Consider the following 19,960-nt stretch of genomic DNA (forward strand, 5'->3'; position numbering starts at 1 on the left):
AGCGGTCAGCGGTCAGCGGTCAGCGGTCAGCGGTCAGCCTTCAGCGGTCAGTGGTCAGTGGTCAGCGGTCAGTGGTCAGCGGTCAGGCTGAAAACTGATAGCTGATAGCTGATCGCTTAAGATTCAATCACTCCATTAATCAGTAACGCTGCTTTAGTTTTGTCTAAAATAACTTTTTCATAGGTTTTGATCGACTCGTTATGAATGGGTGTAGCCATGAACCTATATTGACTGGACGTTGTTAGTTCATCAATCTTCAGGTGAGTCGCCATCGGGTCTTCTATCTGATACTCTTTCTCGAAGTAAAGTAAGCTAATTGTGGTCAGGTGTATTCGATCAGCAATAGCAGCAGCAAGCAATCGATAAAAACGAGCTGCAAAACGGGGGTCTTTCTCTAGTTTATGGGTTAATTTAGCTCGATCAATTGACCACACAATGGAGTCTTCTAAAGCTTTAACTGTAGCGGAAGGGGGATGATCTTTCACAAAAGACATTTCTCCGACTACTTCACCGTTGGATAATCGAGCAATTTCCAGACTTTTCCAAGCTTCAACGGAAACGGTTAAGATGCCATCTAGGACAATGTAGAGTGCATTGATAGATTCTCCTTCATGAATCAAGACATGACCAGCTGGAATTTCTTTACTGCCTAACCATATACTGCTCAGGGTTCCAGTTAATAATGGCTCACCACTTTTGGCAGCAAAAACCCAGGCTGGACTGCTTTCTCCACCTTTGGATGTGATCTGGTAATCCATGATGGTGAATTCATCAGTTTTTTCGTGATTGATATTTTTTCTGAGATTTAATTCTGTGCCAAGGTTGAACTCAATTTGATTGGAAGTAGGGTCTAAACCCATGGACATCTTATTGTCATGGTTAATTTTACTACCTTGCTTTGACCTTCGCTTTTTCTCTATGGAAACCTTAAAATCATCATTGAAACCACGGTGATAATAGGGAAGTTTGCCATTGGTTAAGTTCAGCCTTAGCTCTCCACCGGTTAGCCCAAGTTTGATGCTACCACCGGGTAGTTCTAAAAATTGATCATGAAAGTTTATAGTTAAGAATAGGTCAATTTTATCTGGCTGAACGATAGTCCCCTCTAATTTCATGAACAGGCAATCTTCGTATTTATTATCAATTTCAATAGTTTCTAGTTCTTTTCGCAAATCCTGCGTTATTACCATGCCAGTTGAAATTGGAATCATGAAGTTATTTTGATTAAAACCTAACATAATAATTTATAGTTTTTTAATCTATGTTGATCAGAAATTAAGATTTACGAAAGCTACAATAATCCTCGATTTATTCCGAGAAATTACTGAATTAGTAAGCAGTCAGCTGTCAGCGGTCAGTGGTCAGCTTTCCGTAACTCAGATTAAACCAATGCTTACCTATTTTAGGCGTTGCTGAATAATAGAATGATTTTAAGAGTAGGTGCGCGCCTCCTAGGGCGCGAGGGATTGCTCGCGCCCTTGGGTCACACCTGTAGAATGGGCATCTTGGTGGAAGGGGCATCTTGCCCGTTATCAATATCTGGTCGAGCGGGCAGGATGCCCACTCTACTGCTATTCATTACTTGATTCAGGAACGCCAAAAGCCAAGCTAGCTAGCCACAGTTAATCTGAAACGACATAAAGGTAAAGTTGAGCGGTGTGAAACCATTTTATAACAAAGCTAAACACTTTTGGTTTCACATCCGCTCCAATGCCATATTAGGCCAAAAAAAGGGGAGCATCCCAATTTGGCACGTTAGCTCTTTTTAGGGGGCTGAAACCCTTGAAATATCGTTGCTTTGGGTAATATTGTTTCCAAAATGGGATGCTCCCAAAAAAAGTTGCTTGGTGGTGGTTGGATTGAGGTATAAAATCCAATTTACAAGATTGCCGATCACTCAAACTTATTGATGGGCAAATTATTTGTAGAAGGTTTTTCCTTCCTCGACAAGTCCTAAGCTTTGGAGGGTGTCGTTGATAGCATCCATCATACCCACGTCTTGCAGGGTTCCTTTACCATTTACTACGCGACGCAGAGCGACATAGAAGGTAATTTCCCCAACCGCCATTTCGTCGGTTTTGCTACCGCCAGAAACAATCTTCTGAGCATAATAGTTTAATTTTTCTTCGATCAAGTCATTCAGGTTCATTATTAGTTGTCTCCTTTGAAAGGTTCTAAATCCTTGCCTAAAGCCCTTTGATTGGGCCTGCACAGTAGCTTTTTGCCAACCGATCCTACCATGAAATGTGGGACAATGCTTACTGAATTACAGCAGTTTTCAATTGGGTGAGGAGTCGGGAATCGGGAATCGGGAATCGGGAACAGGGAACAGTTCAGGAGCAATTTAGGTTGACCCGGTGGGTGGAATGGGCATCTTGGTGGAATGGGCATCTTGGTGGAATGGGCATCTTGGTGGAATGGGCATCTTGCCCGTTATCAATATTTGTGGAATGGGCATCTTGGTGGAATGGGCATCTTGGTGGAATGGGCATCTTGCCCGTTATCAATATTTGTGGAATGGGCATCTTGCCCGTTATCAATATTTTCGGACGGACTTTCCCAACTAGCGAAGAGGCGAAAAATCAGGACGAGCCCGTCTTATCACGCAGCCTACGTACTAGGCTGGCTAATGCTAAAAATTAATTCTAAATTCTTCATTCTAAATTCTTCATTAGTCTATTGCTTTTTGACTTGTTCAGCGAAGCTTCCTAATTTCCTCTACAGGTATGCCAGTAGTTTGGCTAATGGTTTCATCATCCAAAAGAGGCAGAAGTTGGCGTGCAATTGTTTGGGCTTTTTCTTTCTCACCTTCTTCTCTCCCTTGTTTCATTCCTTTTTCTATCCCTTGTTTCTCAGCAAAAAGAATCAGCCCTTGTTGGTCATGAATAAACATTTCTCGTTTTCCTAGTTCCTCCAACTCCTTCCTGGTTAAATTCGCCTGAGACGCAATGCCAAATGCCTGTTGAAACTCTGGGAGTTGTGCCATTTTATCTGGGACTGTATCTAAGGAAGGGGCATTTTTTAAAAAATACATCCACAACTCATCCAAGTCTTCTAACTCCTCCAACTGCTTCTCAAATTTCGGTAACTCTACAAACAATAATTGTAAGTAATTTTCTACGTAGCTGATGTTGGTACTTTTTTCTCGGAACTCAAAATGATTAATTACCTGATTATTCTCAGGAAACATAATAAAATCGGTAATGGTCAGAGCAATCACTGGTTTGAGATAACGGTAGCCTTCCCCTTTACCTAATTGTAGTGAGTAAGCTTTAGCTGCGTTATACAAAACTCGACGAGCAAAAGACTCTACCTGCAAAACCTGCATTTCAATAATCACTAGAGAACCATCCCTCAGCTTAGCTTTCACATCGAGGAAAGAGTCTTTGAGGATTGGCAGAGGAGAAGACTGATAAGGATCAATAATTTCTAAATCTTGGATGAGAGGTTGATTGTGATAGACAAGAGCATTGAGGAAGCTAATCAGAATCGGCTTACTTTCCTGGGAGGCAAAGATTTTTTTAAAGGCAAAGTCGGTTTTGGGGCTGATGAATTTCATGGCTGATATTGGGCTGAGGGTGCCTTTACTAAAACAAGTAGTAGACTACAACTATAGCAATTCTAAGACTTGTGAGGTACAAATATCTAGGTTTTAGGGAGCAGGGAGCAGCGATGCAGCGCGGTCTTGGGGGTTTCCCCCATGAGCGACTGCATCAAGACGGGAGCAGGGAAGAGGGAAGAGGGAAGAGGGAAAAAAATCCTGTTGAGCTTACACTCCCCATCTCCCCACCCTTCCCACACTTACTTTCTTTTTGGCAACTATGATATCGACCCTACTCCTCCTCTTCTTCTTCCCTGAGCCAACGCCAAATCAACACGCAAAGATTCAACACTATGATTAGGTTTGCATCAAGGAATAAAGCTAGTAACTCCACAACGAACTCTATTAATAGCCAACGTTTTCGGTTGCGATTAGTCTTCTTGGTCATAGTCATTATTTTCAAGTGAAATGGTTAGTAAGCATTCAGCCGTCAGCCGTCAGCCTTGGCCAAACACGCTACGCGAATGGCTGATAGCTGATAGCTGATAGCTTAAAATGCTTCTGACTTCTAGCCTATTGACTAAAAAAATAGGTGTATAGGAGTTTGATATAAAAAACTTTGATGGTATTTACTGGAAAATATACCTAAATAAAAATAGGTATTATAACTATGAAGTAATAAACTAAAATATCCTAAAATAAAAACAAATAAAAATTGCTGTTAACCTAACACAAATCGAAATCTACATGGCAGAATTTAGTTAAGCATTCAGCGCATAGCGCATCAGCTATCAGCTAATGCGCTATGCGCACGCTACGCGAACAGCTTATGGGAGTTAAGTATCACAGGCTGGAAGCCTGTTCTACCTCTTGCCTCTTGCCTCTTGCCTCTTGCCTACTCCCTACTCCCTGCTGCCTGCTGCCTGCTCCCTTTCTTATGATAAATACCATGAACAACCAACAATCTCAACAACAACAGTTCATTGAATACATCGCTGACCAGATTTTCCCGATATCGAAAAGATCCGAAACCCAAAAACTATGCTTTCTACTGCGTTTTAGTCCTGAAAACTGGCAAGAAGAGAATGTGGACATTGCTCGCAAAATGGACGAAAAACTGGGAGGGTTTAATGAACAAAGTATTAATGCTACCCTGGCCGAAGTATTGAAAAAGCTGAAAAAGCAGTTTGGGGAGGAAATGAATAAAAATGGGGTAAATTGGGAGAATAAACGAGGAAGACCAGCGGATGACAAACAATCTCCTTGGCGAATTGCTTATGGCTGGTTATGGGATCATAAATTCCCTTACTGGCAAATGGATGGGCTTTGGCAAACCCTGATTAAAAAAGCGGCATCTCCTTCCCATTGGCTTCGTTTTACTCCAGATTCTATTAAAGGCATGGTTGGACCTACAAGGAAGAAGCATGAAATTGTTGTAGACGTTCCTTAGTATATGCATGTGGAGCTAAATTGTAACCAAAAGCATCTGTTGTTACTAAATCGCGGTATAGATAACAAGGATGTAGTTACCAACTATGTAGTCTGTCCTTCCCAAGCTTTTGCTCCAGATAATCGACTCACACAAAAGAAAATGCTGATGCCTCAGTCAGGGGCAATGTGTGAAGAGATAACATTTGATACGGTAGGGCAAGAGGAGTTTCTGGCTATTGTCTTAGAAGATTCCTTAGATTTTCCTTGGTTAACTCCTAATCAAGAAGAACCAGTTCCGATTTGGAATCCGGAACGGCTTAAGGAATTGTGGGCAAGGTTGGCAGGAGATAGCAATAATTGGCAAGCATTTTATCGCTCATTCCAGGTAGTAAAAGCATCTGCTTAGAATTAGGTAACAGGAAACACAGTAGACTAATATGGACAAACAACAATTTCAAGAGTATGGCAACTTCTTAATGTCCATCTTACGGGCAGTTGAAACTGACCATCGCCCTCAGTCAGTTTACCCCCTACTCCAAAAGAATCTCGACAAGCTAGATAAAAATTTAGAGCAGATATTGCAATCTTGGGCAAGGGAAACCCTCCCTCAACTTCAGCCAAAATTAGCTGAAGATGTTGCTAGAGTTATTCTCGAGTTCGGCATTTTGATTCAACAGTTTACTCTGGGCGACATAGCCAGTAACCTAGAAATTGCCATTGCTAGTTATCAAGTCATTGATATAGTTTTTACCTTGGAGGCATTTCCCCAAGATTGGGCAATGATTCAAACCAATCTCGGCGGTGCCTACTGTGAGAGAATAAAAGGGAAGAGAGCAGATAATATTGAACAAGCGATTGCTCATTGTATAAATGCCCTAAAAATCTTTACCAAGTCAGCATTTCCCCAACATTGGGCAATGACTCAAAACAATCTCGGCAATGCCTACGTCGACAGAATCAAAGGAGATAGAGCCGATAATATCGAAGAAGCAATCAGTGCTTATAAAGATGCCCTAAAAATCCGTACCAAGTCGGCATTTCCTAAACAATGGGCAAGGACTCAATCCAATCTCGGCAATGCCTACTTCAACAGAATCAAAGGAGATAGAGCCGATAACCTCGAACAAGCAAGTTTGCATTTAAACAATGCCCTAAAAATTTATGAGAAAATGAATTTATTTGAACGATATAAAATCCAAACTATTATCGGCAATGTTCATTCAATAAAAAATAAATTGTATCAAAAATTATATCAATCCGATCATCATAAATTAGATAATTTAAAAAAAGCAATCTGTGCTTATAAAAATGCCCTAGAAATCTGTACCAAGTCCACATGTCCCCAACATTGGGCAGGGATTCAACAAAATCTCGGCAATACCTACCGTAACGGAATAGAAGGGGAGAGAGCTGATAATATTGAACAAGCCATCGCTCATTATGAAAATGCTCTACAAATCTATACTAAGTTCGCATTTCCCCAAAATTGGGCAATGACTCAAAACAATCTCGGTAATGCCTACTCTGATAGAATAAAAGGGGAAAAATCTGATAATATAGAACAAGGCATTGCTCATTATAAAAATGCCCTAAAAATCTTTACAAAGTCGGCATTTCCCCAAGATTGGGCAACAACTCAAAACAATCTCGGTGTTGCCTATAAAAAAATCAAAGGAGATAGAGCCGATAATCTTGAACAAGCCATCGCTCATTATAGAAATTCCCTACAAATCCGTACTCCAGAAAACTTCCCTCTCGATTGTCTGCACACAGCTTGCAATTTAGGTAACCTTGCTCTGGACAATAACAATTGGCAACTAGCTATCGAAGGCTACGCCCTAGCTATCCAAGCGGTAGAACAAAGCCGGAGTTGGGCAATTGATGAGGAGCGTCGCCAAGAGATTCTTGCTGATTCCATTTACGTATATGGCAACATAGTACAAGCTTGCCTCAATTTAGGTCAGATCGAAAAAGGACTGGAATATACTGAACGTTCTCGTGCCCAACGCTTGGTAGATATGATGGCTAGTAATGAACTCTACCAAGGAGGAGAAATTGTCCCAGAAGTAAAACAGCTTTTGCAGGACTACGAGGAACTGCAACAGCGTATCAATCTCCTCCGTTTTGGTTCTGCTTCGGAGGTTGTTCCAGTTCTAGCAGGAAGTCCTAATAAAACCATGTCATTGGGAATGCCAGTGAAACAATCTGATCAATCCTTGACTAGGGAAGCTTTATTACAATACCAGAAAGAAATCCAGGAATTAGAGGCAAAAAAACAGCAAGTTTGGCAACAACTGCGCCGCTATGACCCGGTTTTGGCAGGACAAGTCCAGGTGGAGCATCTCGATTGGGAGCAAATGCAGCAGTTAATCGAAGAATCAACCACTGCTCTGCTTAGTTTTTACACAACAAGAGAGCATACCCATATTTTTATCCTGTTTAAGGATCGCAGTCCTCAAGTTTTCACTTGTCAAGGACAGGGGTGGAAAACTTTACAGATTTGGATCTTCAATAATTGGTTCAAGCCCTATGTTGAGGCACAAAGTGAATGGAAACAGAAGATAGGGGATTTTCTTGAGGAACTTGCTGAGCGCTTGCAGTTGCAGGAGCTGGTGGGACACTATCTGACTGGGATTGAGGAGTTGATTATTGTGCCTTATCGATATTTACATCAGATTCCTTTTGCGGCGTTGCCCTTAAAACGGGGAGAGCAAGAGGGTTTATTAGCAGCAGAGCAAGAAAAGAGTTCTCTTGCCCAAAATCGGGGTATGGTCTTCGCCAGCAAATCCTCCAAATCCTCTGGCACTAAACCTGTTACCAACACTACTTATTTATGCGATCGCTTTCGTATTCGCTTGGTTCCCAGTTGCCAAATCCTCCACTATTGCCACCAACGCCCAGCAATCCCAGGTCAAGAAATGGGTATAGTCGAAGATGCTACCGAGGATCTGCCCTTTACCAGTTTTGAATGCAAAACCCTGGCGGAAATGTATCAGGTTCCTGCTAAGCAGCGCTTACAAGGACGGAATGCCACGGTCAAATCATACCACACCTTAGCCCAGCAAGTGCATATCCTCCACTCCAGCCATCATGCCCAATCTAACCCCATGGAGCTCTTGGAATCTCATTTACGGTTAGGAGATGGTTCCCTTACCCTGGGTCAACTCTTAACTCCTGGTTGGCGCATGCCCAATCTTTCCGAAGTTTTTGCCTCAGCCTGCGAGGTTAATTTCACTGTTACCGACATTACTGATGACTTGCTTAGTCTAGCTACCGGTTTTCTCTGTGCTGGAGCCAGGAGTGTGGTTAGTACCCAGTGGTCCGTAGATGATTTGGCCAGTGCTTTATTAGCGATTTTTTACTACCATGGCCGCCGGTCAGGGATGAGCCGCTCCCAAGCACTACAGCAAGGGCAAATTAAATTGCGCAATTTAACCGGAAAGGAGTTTGCTGATAATTATCAGACTCAGTTAACGGAACATCTGGAACAAAAGTTAAAAGAGGCCAATACTGCTAAACAGAATGCCAAAGATCAGGGAGATCAGGAAGAGTTGGATAAGTGGGTCACAATTGTCGATAAATTCGAGATACAGCAAAAGCGTTTGGAGTCTTTGAGTAAGGAAGATTTTCCTTTTGCTCATCCTTTCTTTTGGGCTGGTTTTGTTTCCCAAGGAATTTAGAATTTAGAATTTAGAATGAAGAATGAAGAATTTAGAATTTAGAATTTAGAATTTAGAATTTAGATCCTGTAGGGTGGGCAAAAGGTGAGCACAGATCAGCTGTAGGGAAAACTCTAGGAATTTTGCCCACCAAAAAGTCAGATCTGTAGGGTGGGCAAAAGGTGAGCACAGATCAGCTGTAGGGAAAACTCTAGGAATTTTGCCCACCAAAAAGTCAGATCCTGTAGGGTGGGCAAGGTAATTGGTCAACTTAAGGGCTCTAACCAATTTATTTCCCCTTGCCCACCCTACAAAACTAGCTAAGGCTAAAAATTCATTCTAAATTCTTCATTCTTCATTCTAAATTCTTCATTAGTTAATCCTGGTGGGCAAGGTAATTGGTCAACTTAAGGGATCCAAGCAATTTATTTCCCCTTGCCCACCCTACAAAACTAGCTAAGGCTAAAAATTCATTCTAAATTCTTCATTCTTCATTCTAAATTCTTCATTAGTTAATCCTGGTGGGCAAGGTAATTGGTCAACTTAAGGGATCCAAGCAATTTATTTCCCCTTGCCCACCCTACAAAACTAGCTAAGGCTAAAAATTCATTCTAAATTCTTCATTCTTCATTCTAAATTCTTCATTAGTTAATCCTGGTGGGCAAGGTAATTGGTCAACTTAAGGGATCCAAGCAATTTATTTCCCCTTGCCCACCCTACAAAACTAGCTAAGGCTAAAAATTCATTCTAAATTCTTCATTCTTCATTCTAAATTCTTCATTAGTTAATCCTGGTGGGCAAGGTAATTGGTCAACTTAAGGGATCCAAGCAATTTATTTCCCCTTGCCCACCCTACAAAACTAGCTAAGGCTAAAAATTCATTCTAAATTCTTCATTCTTCATTCTAAATTCTTCATTAGTTAATCCTGGTGGGCAAGGTAATTGGTCAACTTAAGGGATCCAAGCAATTTATTTCCCCTTGCCCACCCTACAAAACTACAAAACTAAATTCTTCATTCTTCATTCTAAATTCTTCATTAGTTAATCCTGGTGGGCAAGGGGATTGGTCAACTTAAGGGCTCTAACCAATTTATTTCCCCTTGCCCACCCTACAAAACTAAATTCTTCATTCTTCATTCTTCATTCTTAATTCTTAATTCTAAATTCTAAATTATTCATTTTTATATTTATACATTTATTGATAAAGTAAACTAAAAGTAAATTCTTAAATTAGATCTGCTCCTCAAGAATGACAAAAAAAGATATACAAGAAAGAACGCTAAAGTTTAGCGTAAGAATAGTCAATCTCTGTAAATTTCTGAGACAAAATGGTGGAACTGGATATGATTTAAGCAAACAATTAATCCGCTCTGGAACAAGTATTGGAGCAAATGTTGAGGAAGCACAAAATGCAGAAAGTAAACGAGACTTTATTCATAAAATGAGTATATCCCTCAAGGAAGCTAGAGAGACCAATTATTGGTTGAAAATCTTAATCGCCACCGAGAAAAACCTAGAACCAAGATTGCTGTCTTTACTCAATGAATCCAACGAATTAATTTCTATTATTCATGCAATTATTAAAAACACTAAGGCTCAAAACTAATTCTATAGTAATTATCAAACTGATGAGGTACAAATTTATGGATTTTAGGGAACAAGGAATAGGTAATAAGCAAACAAAATCTCTGTACATCATAGCTATGATAAACGCTATAAATAAATTCTAAATTCCCAATTCTAAATTCTAAATTCCCAATTCTAAATTCTAAATTCCCAATTCTAAATTCTACATTCTAAATTCTACATTATGATAAAAGTTGACACTTTCGAGGGTAAAGGTATCCCCTTTTTCATAGGGATAAAGTACCCAAAACCCTTGCTGATTACGCCTAAAGCACTCTACTCCTATTGTCTCTGACTGGATTAGAACATACTCTTGCAAGGTTTTTAGCTTACGGTATTTGGCAAACTTATTCCCCCGGTCGTATGCCTCTGTAGAGGGTGAGAGCACTTCTACAATTAGACAGGGATACTCAATAAACTGGTTAGACTCTTGATCTCTGGAATCACAAGTTACTACTACATCTGGGTAGTGGTAGGAACGAACTGAAGATATTTTTACCTTCACATCTGCGATATAAACCTCACAGCTACTGTCTTGTAGGTGAGTATTTAGATCACTGGCCAGATTTAAAGCAATCCGGTTGTGGGGTTTCGAGCCTCCGGTCATGGCGAAGACTTCCCCATCAATATACTCATAACGAATCTCTTGAGTCGGTTCCCACTCCAGGTATTCTTGGGGAGTCATCCGGTAAGGCTGTGGACTGGCAATCATGGTTTTTTGCAATCAATAGACTTCGCGGCAGTTGTCGGGAACAGCGGATCTGGGAACAGGGAACAGTGGACAAGAATTGACGTTACAATTTTCGGACGGACTGTCCCAACACTGGTACTCAAGGTTTAACATGAGGGCAAGCCCGCCCCTAACCCACCCTACGCACTAAATTAATTCTAAATTCTAAATTCTAAATTCTAAATTCTAAATTCTAAATTCTAAATTCTAAATTCTAAATTCTAAATTCTACTTGGTGGTGCGTTACGGGGCGGCCTATTCTAATACTGGCTACGAAGTGGAAAATTAGGGCAAGCCCGCCCCTAACACACCCTACGCACTAAATTAATTCTAAATTCTAAATTCTAAATTCTTCATTCTAAATTCTTCATTCTAAATTCTTCATTCTTCATTTCAGATGTTTTTGCCAGGCCAATCGTGCTGCTCCCACCATCCCCGCTCGATTACCTAATTCTGCTTTAAGTAACTCTAAACCAGTACGGGAGGAAGGCAAAACTCGTTGCTCTATTTCTGCTAGAGTTGTTGGCAAGAAAAATTCGGCACTAGCACTGATGCCACCACCAATGATAATGGCTTCTGGTGTCAGTGGATAAATAAAACTAGTTAGCCCAATCCCTAATAAGCGTCCGTAATCTGCCCAAAATTCTAAAGCTTCCTGGTTTCCTTGCTGGGCTAATTTACCAAGTTCTGCTGGTTCTTTGCCACTGTTGCCTCGGATTGCCCTAATGGAAAGGTATTGCTCTAGAGAACCCCGATTACCAGTATTAGACTCGGGACCATCGGGATATAGATTAATTAACCCCAACTCCCCAGCAGACCCGAGATGACCTGTGAAGAGTTGACCATCGAAAATTATTGCCCCTCCTACTCCTGTGCCTAGGGTGAGTAGAATCAAATTCCTAAACCGACGACCAGCCCCTAACCAAGCTTCTCCTAAACCAGCACAGTTAGCATCATTAGCAACAACTGTGGGATAACCGACTTTGGCTTCTAACTCATCGGCTAGGGGAACATCGTGCCAATCCGTTAGGTTAATCGCAACCTTAGCAATTCTACCAGCAACATCGGCAGGGCCAGGACATCCAAGCCCGATACCAATCACGTCTTCCCTGGTATCGAGACGAGAGATTGCTGCTACTATTGCTTCGATCACCGCTGTCGGTGTTGCAGGTTGGGGTGTATCTACTGTTAGAGACTCCAGTTCGGTTCCATCTTCACGGAAGCGTCCCAACTTAATCGCAGTGCCACCTAAATCAATGCCTATGGCTTGGGTCATTAGTTTTGAGTCATTTGTCCTGAGTCATTTTAAGGCAAAAGGCAAAAGGCAAAAGGCAAAATGCAAGAGGGTTTTATAAAATTTCAATGTTTCTGACGAAATCGGGGATTAATCAACTCACTTAATCCTTCTCCTACTAAGGACAATCCTACCACCATCAGTGTCATGGCTAAACCAGGGAAAAGCGCTGTCCACCAAATGCCAGTTGGTAAGGCATCGAGGGCTTGACGTAAGTCATGACCCCACTCTGGGGTTTGTTCTGGCAATCCTAATCCTAAAAATCCCAGTCCTCCCAAGATTAAAATGGCATCAGCGGCGTTGAGGGTAAATAGAACTGGTACACTTTGAATCACATTGAGAAATAGGTAGCGCGATAATATCCTACCAGGGGAAGCTCCCAGGGCTTGAGCGGCTTCGATGAACAATTCAGTTTTGACGCTAGTGGTGTGATTCCGGACTACCCGATAGTATTGGGGGACATAGGAAATACTTAATGCGATCGCAGCATTGAAGACTCCTCTACCGACTACAAAGGCCAGAGTCACCGATAGCAGTAGTCCTGGCAAGGTATAGATCGTATCCATTAAAAACAGTAATACCCGATCGAGTTTGCCACCGAGATAACCACTTATTAACCCCAAAGGGACACCAATTATCAGGCTGAGGGTGGTGGCGAGAACGACTACTTTTAGAGCAGCTTGAGAGCCAAACCAGGTGCGAGAGAAGACATCATAACCCTGGCGAGAGGTACCAAACCAGTGATTCCAGCTCGGTGGTTCATGAATGGGATTACTGAGGGACTGGGTAGGGTCTTGTAGCCATCCCCAAGCTTGAAAGGTGGGAGCGAAAAGGGCTACTACGATAAAGCACCCAGTAATCACTAGTCCCGCTACCATTAGTTTGATGGATAGACTAGGCCCTCTAGTAAAAGACAAAAAGCTGGGGAATGATTGTTTGGTTGAGGTCATCCTTCATCCTTGATAGTCATAGCATTTATGTAAGCTATCAGCTATCAGCTATCAGCTATCAGCTATCAGCTATCAGCTATCAGCTAATGCACTACGCGCACGCTACACCGAACAGCTATCAGCTTTGGGTCTGTAGTCACGCTACAGCGAACAGTTTATGCCCATAACGCATGCTATACCGAACAGCTTTTGAATAAAATAAGCTGACGGCTGACAGCTGAAAGCTTACGCATTTATCATACTGATCAGATAAACAATCTTGTCTACCTTTTGCCTTTTGCCTTTTGCCTTTTGCCTTTTGCCTATCTATTAAACAGTAGTAGGTAAATGGCGTTCAATGGCTTGACGATACTGACTCTTTTGCTTAATTCCTTTAAATTCCGCTAGGAACTCTTTGTCCTTAAATAACTGTACGGTAGGTGTTCCCACCACTTGAGCATTTTCAGCTATTTCTTTGTCTTGGTCAATATCGATCTCGACAAAGTGAATTTTGCCATTATACTCATCTACTACTTTATCCAGCATGGGCTTGAGAACCTTACAAGGACCACAACTGGGGGAAATATACTTGACCATGATTATGCGATCGCTTTCATGGAACAGTTTACGCAAGGCATAGCCCCCCAGATGGCGTGTTTCCTTGATATCAAAGGTTTCCGCCGTCTCAGCTATTGGTTTTTCTTCCGTTTCTTCAGGTTTTTCAGCCGTTGGCTGTTCTGATGCCGGTTGTTGATGATACTCATGAGTTAGGTTATTGGCAGATAGCCAGCGTTCTGCTAACATAGCCCCCATACAACCTGTCCCAGCCGCAGTGATGGCTTGACGGAACTCATGGTCTTGGACATCACCAACCGCATAGACTCCCTCTACACTGGTTTCCACCGAGCCGGATTTAGTGACAATGTAACCCACCTGATCTAACTCCAGTTGTCCTCTAAACAAGGACGTGTTAGGAGTGTGACCAATAGCGTAAAACATTCCCCGAACTGAAATATCCTTTTGTTCACCAGTTTGAGTATCCTGGACTCTTACCCCAGTCATCGAACCATTTTCTCCAAACACATCCACTGGCTGAGTATTCCAGTGAATAGTAATTTTGGGATTATTCAACACCCGGTCTTGCATGGTTTTACTAGCTCGCATCTCATCCCGACGTACTAGCATATGAACATGGGAGCCATACTTGGTCAAATATACAGCTTCCTCTGCCGCTGAGTCACCCGCCCCGACTACCGCCACTTCCTGACCACTGAAAAGGGGAGATGCACCATCACAGATGGCACAAGCTGAGATACCATTACTCCAGTACTGAGCTTCGCTGGGTAAATGCAACCGTTTCGCTGTTGCTCCGGTAGCAATCACAATACTATGGGTTTTTACTTCCCGTTCCTCAGAGCGCACAATGAAGGGACGCTGACTTAAATCTACAAAGATCACATCTTCGGTATAGCATTCCGTTCCCCAGCGTTCTGCTTGAGCCTTCATCCGTTCCATTAATTGAGGTCCGGTGATTCCCTCTGGGAAGCCAGGGAAGTTTTCTACTTCTGTGGTAGTCATCAGCTGTCCACCAGGGATTCCCCCAGCTTGGAAGCCTTCAAACATTAAGGGTTTCAGGTTAGCTCGTGCGCCATAAATCGCTGCTGTGTAACCGGCAGGACCAGAACCGATGATGACAAGATTTTCTACAGGGGAGTTGGACATTAAAGCAAACTCATAACGACTACGCTTTTATTATAAATTATTATACCATATACAACTTAGCTAATGCTGTCATACATTTAAATTGTGAATAGGGGCGCTTTGGAGGTAAGAATTCAGCTGACGGCTGACGGCTGACGGCTGACGGCTGGCTGCTGAAAAGCGTACAATCTGACTTGCTCAAAACAGAGGTAAATTAAAACTCATCCCTGTACCGAAAACTGTCCCATCAAAATTAATTCTGGAGTTGGACGACGAACCAAAGCTTTGTCCACCATACAAATAAATTTGACTATTGCTAGAAATCTTATAACTGACACGACCAATTAACTGATGATAGTCATCATACCGTTCCCTTTCGGTATAATCAGATAAGGCAATTTGGTAATTAATAGCTGCTTTAAATCGGGGGTAGGGGTAATAGGCTAAAGATGCTCTGAAAACATTACTAATCTTAGATCGTGTGTCTGGATCAGCAAAACGTAGGTTTAACTTATAGGACGTATCTAAGGCTAAGTGCTTTGCTAACCAATCCCGTCGGCTGAGTCTAAGATACAGAGAATTATAATGAGCGAAGCGATCGCCTCCCTCTTGCTTGAATAACTGTTGATTGCTCCATCCTAACTCCCCATAGGTTCTTTTCAATAGCTGCTGACGAACTCCCAGCTTAACTTTCAGTTGATTATAATCAAGTTGGGATCTATCTCCATAACGCACTACATTACCACTTACTGACGTTATGAGCTTAGTGTCAGGTCCGAGGGATGGTAGAGCTAATAGGGTTAGTCCTGGTTTCAACAAACCATCATCAACTGGATCGACTCCAGCGAAAATATTATCGCTTCTGAAATAACTGACTCTACCCTGTAAATATACTGTAGGTTTACGGGGAGTCGGTGGTTTTTCTTGGAGCCGCAAACGCAGCACCCCCAGTTCCGGGTCTCGATCATTAGCTTTGGAATCTGAGTTTGAACGATTATCTCCAGAAGCAGGTTTACCTTGAGATATCTGTGACCTGTCAACTACCTCAGTTGAGCTAGAACCCGATGAGTGCTCACTAACAACAAAGGAAGATAATAGTTCTCCACCACTCCCGATTTTAACCTGAGATAACTTAGGAGTACAATGCTGTTTTAGCTGATTAGTATTAGCTTGGTTTTCTGTACCACTAAACACTAAACTGACTGCTGACTGATGGGAAATACTGTCTATAGGGTGACATCCAGACCAAGCGGGTTTACTGATTGTCAGTGTACTTAATAAAATTAGATGTCCCAAAGTTGCTAAATAGTTTTTTTTAATCTGGTGCTGGGGAGCCTTAATATCATCATATTCGTCGTGAATATTTTTATTTTTTGATACCATATTTAATCAAAAAAACATTAATTTACTAAAAGTTTATTTAGGCTTATAAACGCTAATTTATCTGTAGCAAAAATTAAACTTAAAACCTCTATCACGTTTGAATAATCATTGTTATAGAATAGTCATTGCTAAGCTTTGAGGCATCTAATTGATAGATTGAATCGGCAAGGGGGCAGAGCCACCGAGAATGATGGGAAAGGGGTTTGGTGTTTTTACCTAGACTAAACAATAGACAAGTTAAATGGGCAACAGCTTACCAAAATTGCTCAATGTAGGTAGAGGATTTTTCTCCCAGCTAATAATTACTAACGACCAGCCGTGTTTTCAGGATTGACCAACCTGTATTTCATACTACTCTGAGGAAAAAATATCCTGATTTGCATTAGAGCCTACAGAATCTCGTATAGGAGAGTTTTGTACCTACTTTTCGAGAAGGCAACGCCAAAGCCCCGTAAGCTATCAGCTAATGCGCTACCTCCCAGCGTCGAAGCCTGTGCCACGCACGCTACTTGAGGTTCTTATCGGGAAAGTCCCAGCGTCGAAAACGCGACTGCATCAAGAAAATAGCTAAGCATTCGTTTAATTTCTGTTAAATCAGCTGATGGCTGATAGCTGAATGCTGACCTCTCAACTACCTGAAAATACTGACCTTTGAGCTATTGGAGTTGCCCCGTGTTTCGCAAGACAGTCCTAGTACTTTCCATCTCTCTATGGAGCGTTAATTCACTAATTTTTTCTAAACCAGTCAGTGCCGAAATTCCTTTAACTCGTGCTGTGGTAGAGAAGCTACGTAACCGAGTGCGATTGATTCCTCAAAATCAGTCAGCTCGACCAGCCCGTCCATCTGATGCCATGACTATAGGAGATGCACTGGTAACAGCTCGCTCCTCCATGGCTCAACTGCGCTTCAATGATGGTTCCCTAGCCCGACAAGGAGAGTTAGCTGTCTTTCGATTTATACCTAGAAGTCGTACCTTTGAGCTATCCAATGGCACACTGCTGCTATTAATTCCTCCAGATCGGGGTAAAACTCGAGTGCGTACACCCAATGCTGTAGCTGGGATTAGGGGGTCAGCTCTGTTCATGCGATATATCACTGACACCAATACAACAATTGTCGGAGCTCTGACCAATAGCGGTATTGTGGTCTATAATCGCACTCGTTCTCAAGGTCGGGAATTAAAAGCTGGGCAGATCGTGGTCATAACCGAGGATCGAATTGAGCAGGTTTATGAATTTGACCTCAGAGAGTTTTATGAAACCAGTGAATTAGTCAAGGGGCTGAATTTGACCCAGACAGAACCGGCGGATAGTCCAGATCAAGCTTTGGATTTAGTGCGAGGGGAAATTGCAGATGCTCTAGAGGCGCAAGATCCTATTATGGGCAACAACATAATAGTTAATCCTACTTTCATTCGTCTTCGGGGGAGTGAATCGGACGAGTTTCCCAGTGCTGATTTTACTGTGATTGATCCTGGTGTTGATGTCTTCGATCAAGATGTGGGTTCTGAGAATTCCAATGCTGATATCACTGATCAGGTTAACCAGTTAGATATTAGGTCTACCTTAGAAACCGGTGAGTTTCTTAACACTGAGCAGGATGATGAAACTGTTGAACTGGATCCCGAAGACGTTGACAAACCACTAGAGCCGGAACCGGAACCGGAACCGGAGCCCGAACCGGAGCCGGAACCGGAGCCGGAACCGGAGCCGGAACCTGAGCCGGAACCTGAGCCCGAACCGGAACCGGAGCCCGAACCGGAGCCCGAACCGGAACCGGAGCCGGAGCCGGAACCGGAGCCGGAACCTGAGCCTGAGCCTGAGCCGGAACCTGAGCCTGAGCCGGAACCTGAGCCGGAACCTGAACCCGAGCCGGAACCTGAACCTGAGCCTGAGCCGGAACCTGAGCCTGAGCCGGAACCTGAGCCGGAACCGGAGCCGGAACCTGAACCTGAACCCGAGCCTGAACCTGAACCTGAGCCGGAACCGGAGCCGGAACCTGAGCCGGAACCTGAGCCTGAGCCGGAACCTGAGCCAGAACCCGAACCCGAGCCGGAAACGGAAATTCCTGTTCAGCTACCGGATCAAGGTCAAGGAGTAGAGGATGACTTCCCTGGTCAAGGTCAAGGAGTAGAGGATGGCTTTCCTGGTCAAGGTCAAGGAGTAGAGGATGGCTTTCCTGGTCAAGGTCAAGGAGTAGAGGATGGCTTTCCTGGTTGAGGAAATCCCTGAGCTTATGAGGTTAGTTGTGGTGGTTGAATTTCTTCAATAAAAGCCGTCTTAGTCATTGGTTTTTTGTCAGCAACAGAGTGGTCTGATTATCAATCAGAGCAGGTTTACCATCACTGGTATGGGTGCTAAATGACTCAAAATAGCGACGAACTGGGGTAGGAAACTCAGGAAAGTTGAATACAGCATCACCATCAGCAATATGAGCCCAGAAGTAGCGTAGACTGGGAGCAAGTTTCTGGGCATCTGAATCGGGTAAATTTAAGGGGGGAGAAGTCAGGAGTTTCACCATGAATGGATAAGAGCGATCGCTCATCCATTCTCTAGATATTTGGGTTAGGTTTTCCCAACCAGGGACTGATTCCACTCGATGAGATTCAATTTGCAACCATCTTTTGCCCTGATTATCGGTACACAACTGCAATATCCGGTAGGGGTGAGGATAGCTAACTAATGAACCTGTTGTGATTTCGTAGACTCCCTCTTGATAGGCGATATCCTGTACATGCAAGTGACCTGTAAATAGTAGATTGACCCCAGCAGTTTTGAGAATATTGTGTAATACTGGAGCATTTTCCAAGATATACCGATGTCCCAAGGGATGGTTAGCTTGATCCGGCAAATGCTCGATGACATTGTGATGCACCATCACCAGCACCAATTTATCCTGGCACTGGGGAAGCACTTGCTCAAGCCAGATCAGCTGTTGCTGATCAAGACGCCCTACCTGTTTACCACCGGTATCGAACTGGTTAGAATTTAACCCAATCAGCTGTACTCCAGGCAAAACTTCACAGGTATAGTACAACTGCTCGGGATTTTCATAACCAAATTGGCGATAGTAGTAGGGAAATTCCTTTAGTCCAATCGAGTGTTCATTGGGTAAGATATTGGGGACATCATGATTTCCAGGTACGACGTACACTGGAAAAGGCAACTGGCTCAATCGCTTTTGTAACCAGGCATGATTGTCTGGTTCACCATGCTGGGTTAAGTCTCCTGGTAGGAGGAGGAAATCCAAGGCTTCCTGCTCTAAATCCTCCAGAATCCTTTCTAGGACTGGAATACTAACTTCTACCAAATGAAACCGATTGGGATGATCCCAGATGGTGTGGGGTAACCCGATATGTAGGTCACTTACCACGGCAAAGCGAAAATTTAAACTCATAACTAAAACTTTTCTTGATTAACCCCTAGTTTAATTATTATTAAAATTATCGCTCATGACCTTTGCTTTTATACCATTACAACCCCTTGTTTAGGTTCAATTTAACTGCTCACCTAAACAATAATGGATAATCTTTAATTTAGCCTGACATAATTAGGCTTTAGTCTATAAAAAACTTTAAAGATTACATTTAGGATAAATACAGATGAGTTGGAATTGCCTTCATTGAGGTGCGCGCCTCCTAGGGCGAGTAAATCGCCCTAGGAGGA

Annotated in this window: 18 protein-coding genes; 8 read left to right on the forward strand and 10 right to left on the reverse strand. The window is 42.7% G+C overall.

What is annotated here, in order from left to right:
• Positions 1–116: 116 nt before the first annotated feature.
• A complete protein-coding gene (locus F6K64_RS31355; protein ID WP_287255280.1) occupies positions 117–1,211 on the reverse strand; it encodes a cyclic nucleotide-binding domain-containing protein in 1,095 nt (364 codons plus the stop codon).
• A 707-nt stretch (positions 1,212–1,918) separates the two neighbouring features.
• On the reverse strand, positions 1,919–2,149 hold the full coding sequence (locus F6K64_RS31360) for a hypothetical protein (RefSeq protein ID WP_008178072.1): 231 nt from the start codon (positions 2,147–2,149) through the stop codon (positions 1,919–1,921).
• 137 nt (positions 2,150–2,286) lie between these two features.
• Between F6K64_RS31360 and F6K64_RS31365 the strand changes: the two genes are divergently transcribed.
• Positions 2,287–2,643 (forward strand): hypothetical protein, encoded by a 357-nt coding sequence (locus tag F6K64_RS31365; RefSeq protein WP_287257479.1) that lies wholly within the window; start codon positions 2,287–2,289, stop codon positions 2,641–2,643.
• Between the two features lie 52 nt (positions 2,644–2,695).
• Here the strand turns inward: F6K64_RS31365 and F6K64_RS31370 are convergent, their stop codons facing one another.
• Complete coding sequence (locus F6K64_RS31370) at positions 2,696–3,559, reverse strand: Rpn family recombination-promoting nuclease/putative transposase (RefSeq protein ID WP_287267424.1); 864 nt, start codon at positions 3,557–3,559, stop codon at positions 2,696–2,698.
• 71 nt (positions 3,560–3,630) lie between these two features.
• Between F6K64_RS31370 and F6K64_RS31375 the strand changes: the two genes are divergently transcribed.
• Complete coding sequence (locus F6K64_RS31375) at positions 3,631–3,825, forward strand: hypothetical protein (protein ID WP_287257369.1); 195 nt, start codon at positions 3,631–3,633, stop codon at positions 3,823–3,825.
• A gap of 8 nt (positions 3,826–3,833) precedes the next feature.
• Here F6K64_RS31375 and F6K64_RS31380 read toward each other — a convergent pair whose 3' ends face one another.
• On the reverse strand, positions 3,834–3,989 hold the full coding sequence (locus F6K64_RS31380) for a hypothetical protein (RefSeq protein ID WP_154659849.1): 156 nt from the start codon (positions 3,987–3,989) through the stop codon (positions 3,834–3,836).
• A 357-nt stretch (positions 3,990–4,346) separates the two neighbouring features.
• On the opposite strand from F6K64_RS31380, the gene F6K64_RS31385 reads away from it, so the two are divergent.
• The 4 genes from F6K64_RS31385 to F6K64_RS31400 all read left to right on the forward strand — a co-directional run bounded on the left by F6K64_RS31385 (position 4,347) and on the right by F6K64_RS31400 (position 10,237).
• Positions 4,347–4,991 (forward strand): hypothetical protein, encoded by a 645-nt coding sequence (locus tag F6K64_RS31385; RefSeq protein WP_131827279.1) that lies wholly within the window; start codon positions 4,347–4,349, stop codon positions 4,989–4,991.
• A gap of 39 nt (positions 4,992–5,030) precedes the next feature.
• A complete protein-coding gene (locus F6K64_RS31390; protein ID WP_131827280.1) occupies positions 5,031–5,378 on the forward strand; it encodes a hypothetical protein in 348 nt (115 codons plus the stop codon).
• Between the two features lie 31 nt (positions 5,379–5,409).
• Entirely contained in the window at positions 5,410–8,652 is a 3,243-nt protein-coding gene (locus F6K64_RS31395) for a CHAT domain-containing protein (protein WP_287267426.1), read from the forward strand.
• Between the two features lie 1,228 nt (positions 8,653–9,880).
• The gene (locus F6K64_RS31400) at positions 9,881–10,237 is read left to right on the forward strand and encodes a four helix bundle protein (RefSeq protein ID WP_287256594.1); all 357 of its coding nucleotides are present in this window, start codon (positions 9,881–9,883) and stop codon (positions 10,235–10,237) included.
• Positions 10,238–10,420: 183 nt separating this feature from the next.
• Here the strand turns inward: F6K64_RS31400 and F6K64_RS31405 are convergent, their stop codons facing one another.
• The 3 genes from F6K64_RS31405 to F6K64_RS31415 all read right to left on the reverse strand — a co-directional run bounded on the left by F6K64_RS31405 (position 10,421) and on the right by F6K64_RS31415 (position 13,231).
• Positions 10,421–10,969 carry a Uma2 family endonuclease gene (locus F6K64_RS31405; RefSeq protein ID WP_008186564.1) on the reverse strand — a complete coding sequence of 183 codons (549 nt, stop codon included), beginning with the start codon at positions 10,967–10,969 and terminating at the stop codon, positions 10,421–10,423.
• Between the two features lie 406 nt (positions 10,970–11,375).
• Positions 11,376–12,263 (reverse strand): ROK family protein, encoded by an 888-nt coding sequence (locus F6K64_RS31410; protein WP_008186567.1) that lies wholly within the window; start codon positions 12,261–12,263, stop codon positions 11,376–11,378.
• An 83-nt stretch (positions 12,264–12,346) separates the two neighbouring features.
• Positions 12,347–13,231: an ABC transporter permease gene (locus tag F6K64_RS31415; protein ID WP_044493863.1), complete on the reverse strand. Its 885-nt coding sequence runs from the start codon at positions 13,229–13,231 to the stop codon at positions 12,347–12,349.
• Here F6K64_RS31415 and F6K64_RS31420 point away from each other — a divergent pair.
• Positions 13,210–13,398 (forward strand): hypothetical protein, encoded by a 189-nt coding sequence (locus F6K64_RS31420; RefSeq protein ID WP_075873661.1) that lies wholly within the window; start codon positions 13,210–13,212, stop codon positions 13,396–13,398. The two genes, F6K64_RS31415 and F6K64_RS31420, sit on opposite strands and share 22 nt — an antisense overlap.
• Before the next feature lie 142 nt (positions 13,399–13,540).
• Here F6K64_RS31420 and trxB read toward each other — a convergent pair whose 3' ends face one another.
• Positions 13,541–14,932: a thioredoxin-disulfide reductase gene (gene trxB, locus F6K64_RS31425; protein WP_008186570.1), complete on the reverse strand. Its 1,392-nt coding sequence runs from the start codon at positions 14,930–14,932 to the stop codon at positions 13,541–13,543.
• 177 nt (positions 14,933–15,109) lie between these two features.
• Positions 15,110–16,294, reverse strand: a complete 1,185-nt coding sequence (locus tag F6K64_RS31430) for a hypothetical protein (protein WP_008186572.1) — start codon at positions 16,292–16,294, stop codon at positions 15,110–15,112.
• 672 nt (positions 16,295–16,966) lie between these two features.
• Between F6K64_RS31430 and F6K64_RS31435 the strand changes: the two genes are divergently transcribed.
• A complete protein-coding gene (locus tag F6K64_RS31435) occupies positions 16,967–18,514 on the forward strand; it encodes a FecR domain-containing protein (protein WP_287267428.1) in 1,548 nt (515 codons plus the stop codon).
• A 64-nt stretch (positions 18,515–18,578) separates the two neighbouring features.
• Here the strand turns inward: F6K64_RS31435 and F6K64_RS31440 are convergent, their stop codons facing one another.
• Complete coding sequence (locus F6K64_RS31440; RefSeq protein WP_008186576.1) at positions 18,579–19,691, reverse strand: metallophosphoesterase family protein; 1,113 nt, start codon at positions 19,689–19,691, stop codon at positions 18,579–18,581.
• Between the last annotated feature and the right edge of the window lie 269 nt (positions 19,692–19,960).

It is taken from the genome of Moorena sp. SIO3A2, assembly GCF_010672265.1.
Classification (GTDB): domain Bacteria; phylum Cyanobacteriota; class Cyanobacteriia; order Cyanobacteriales; family Coleofasciculaceae; genus Moorena; species Moorena producens.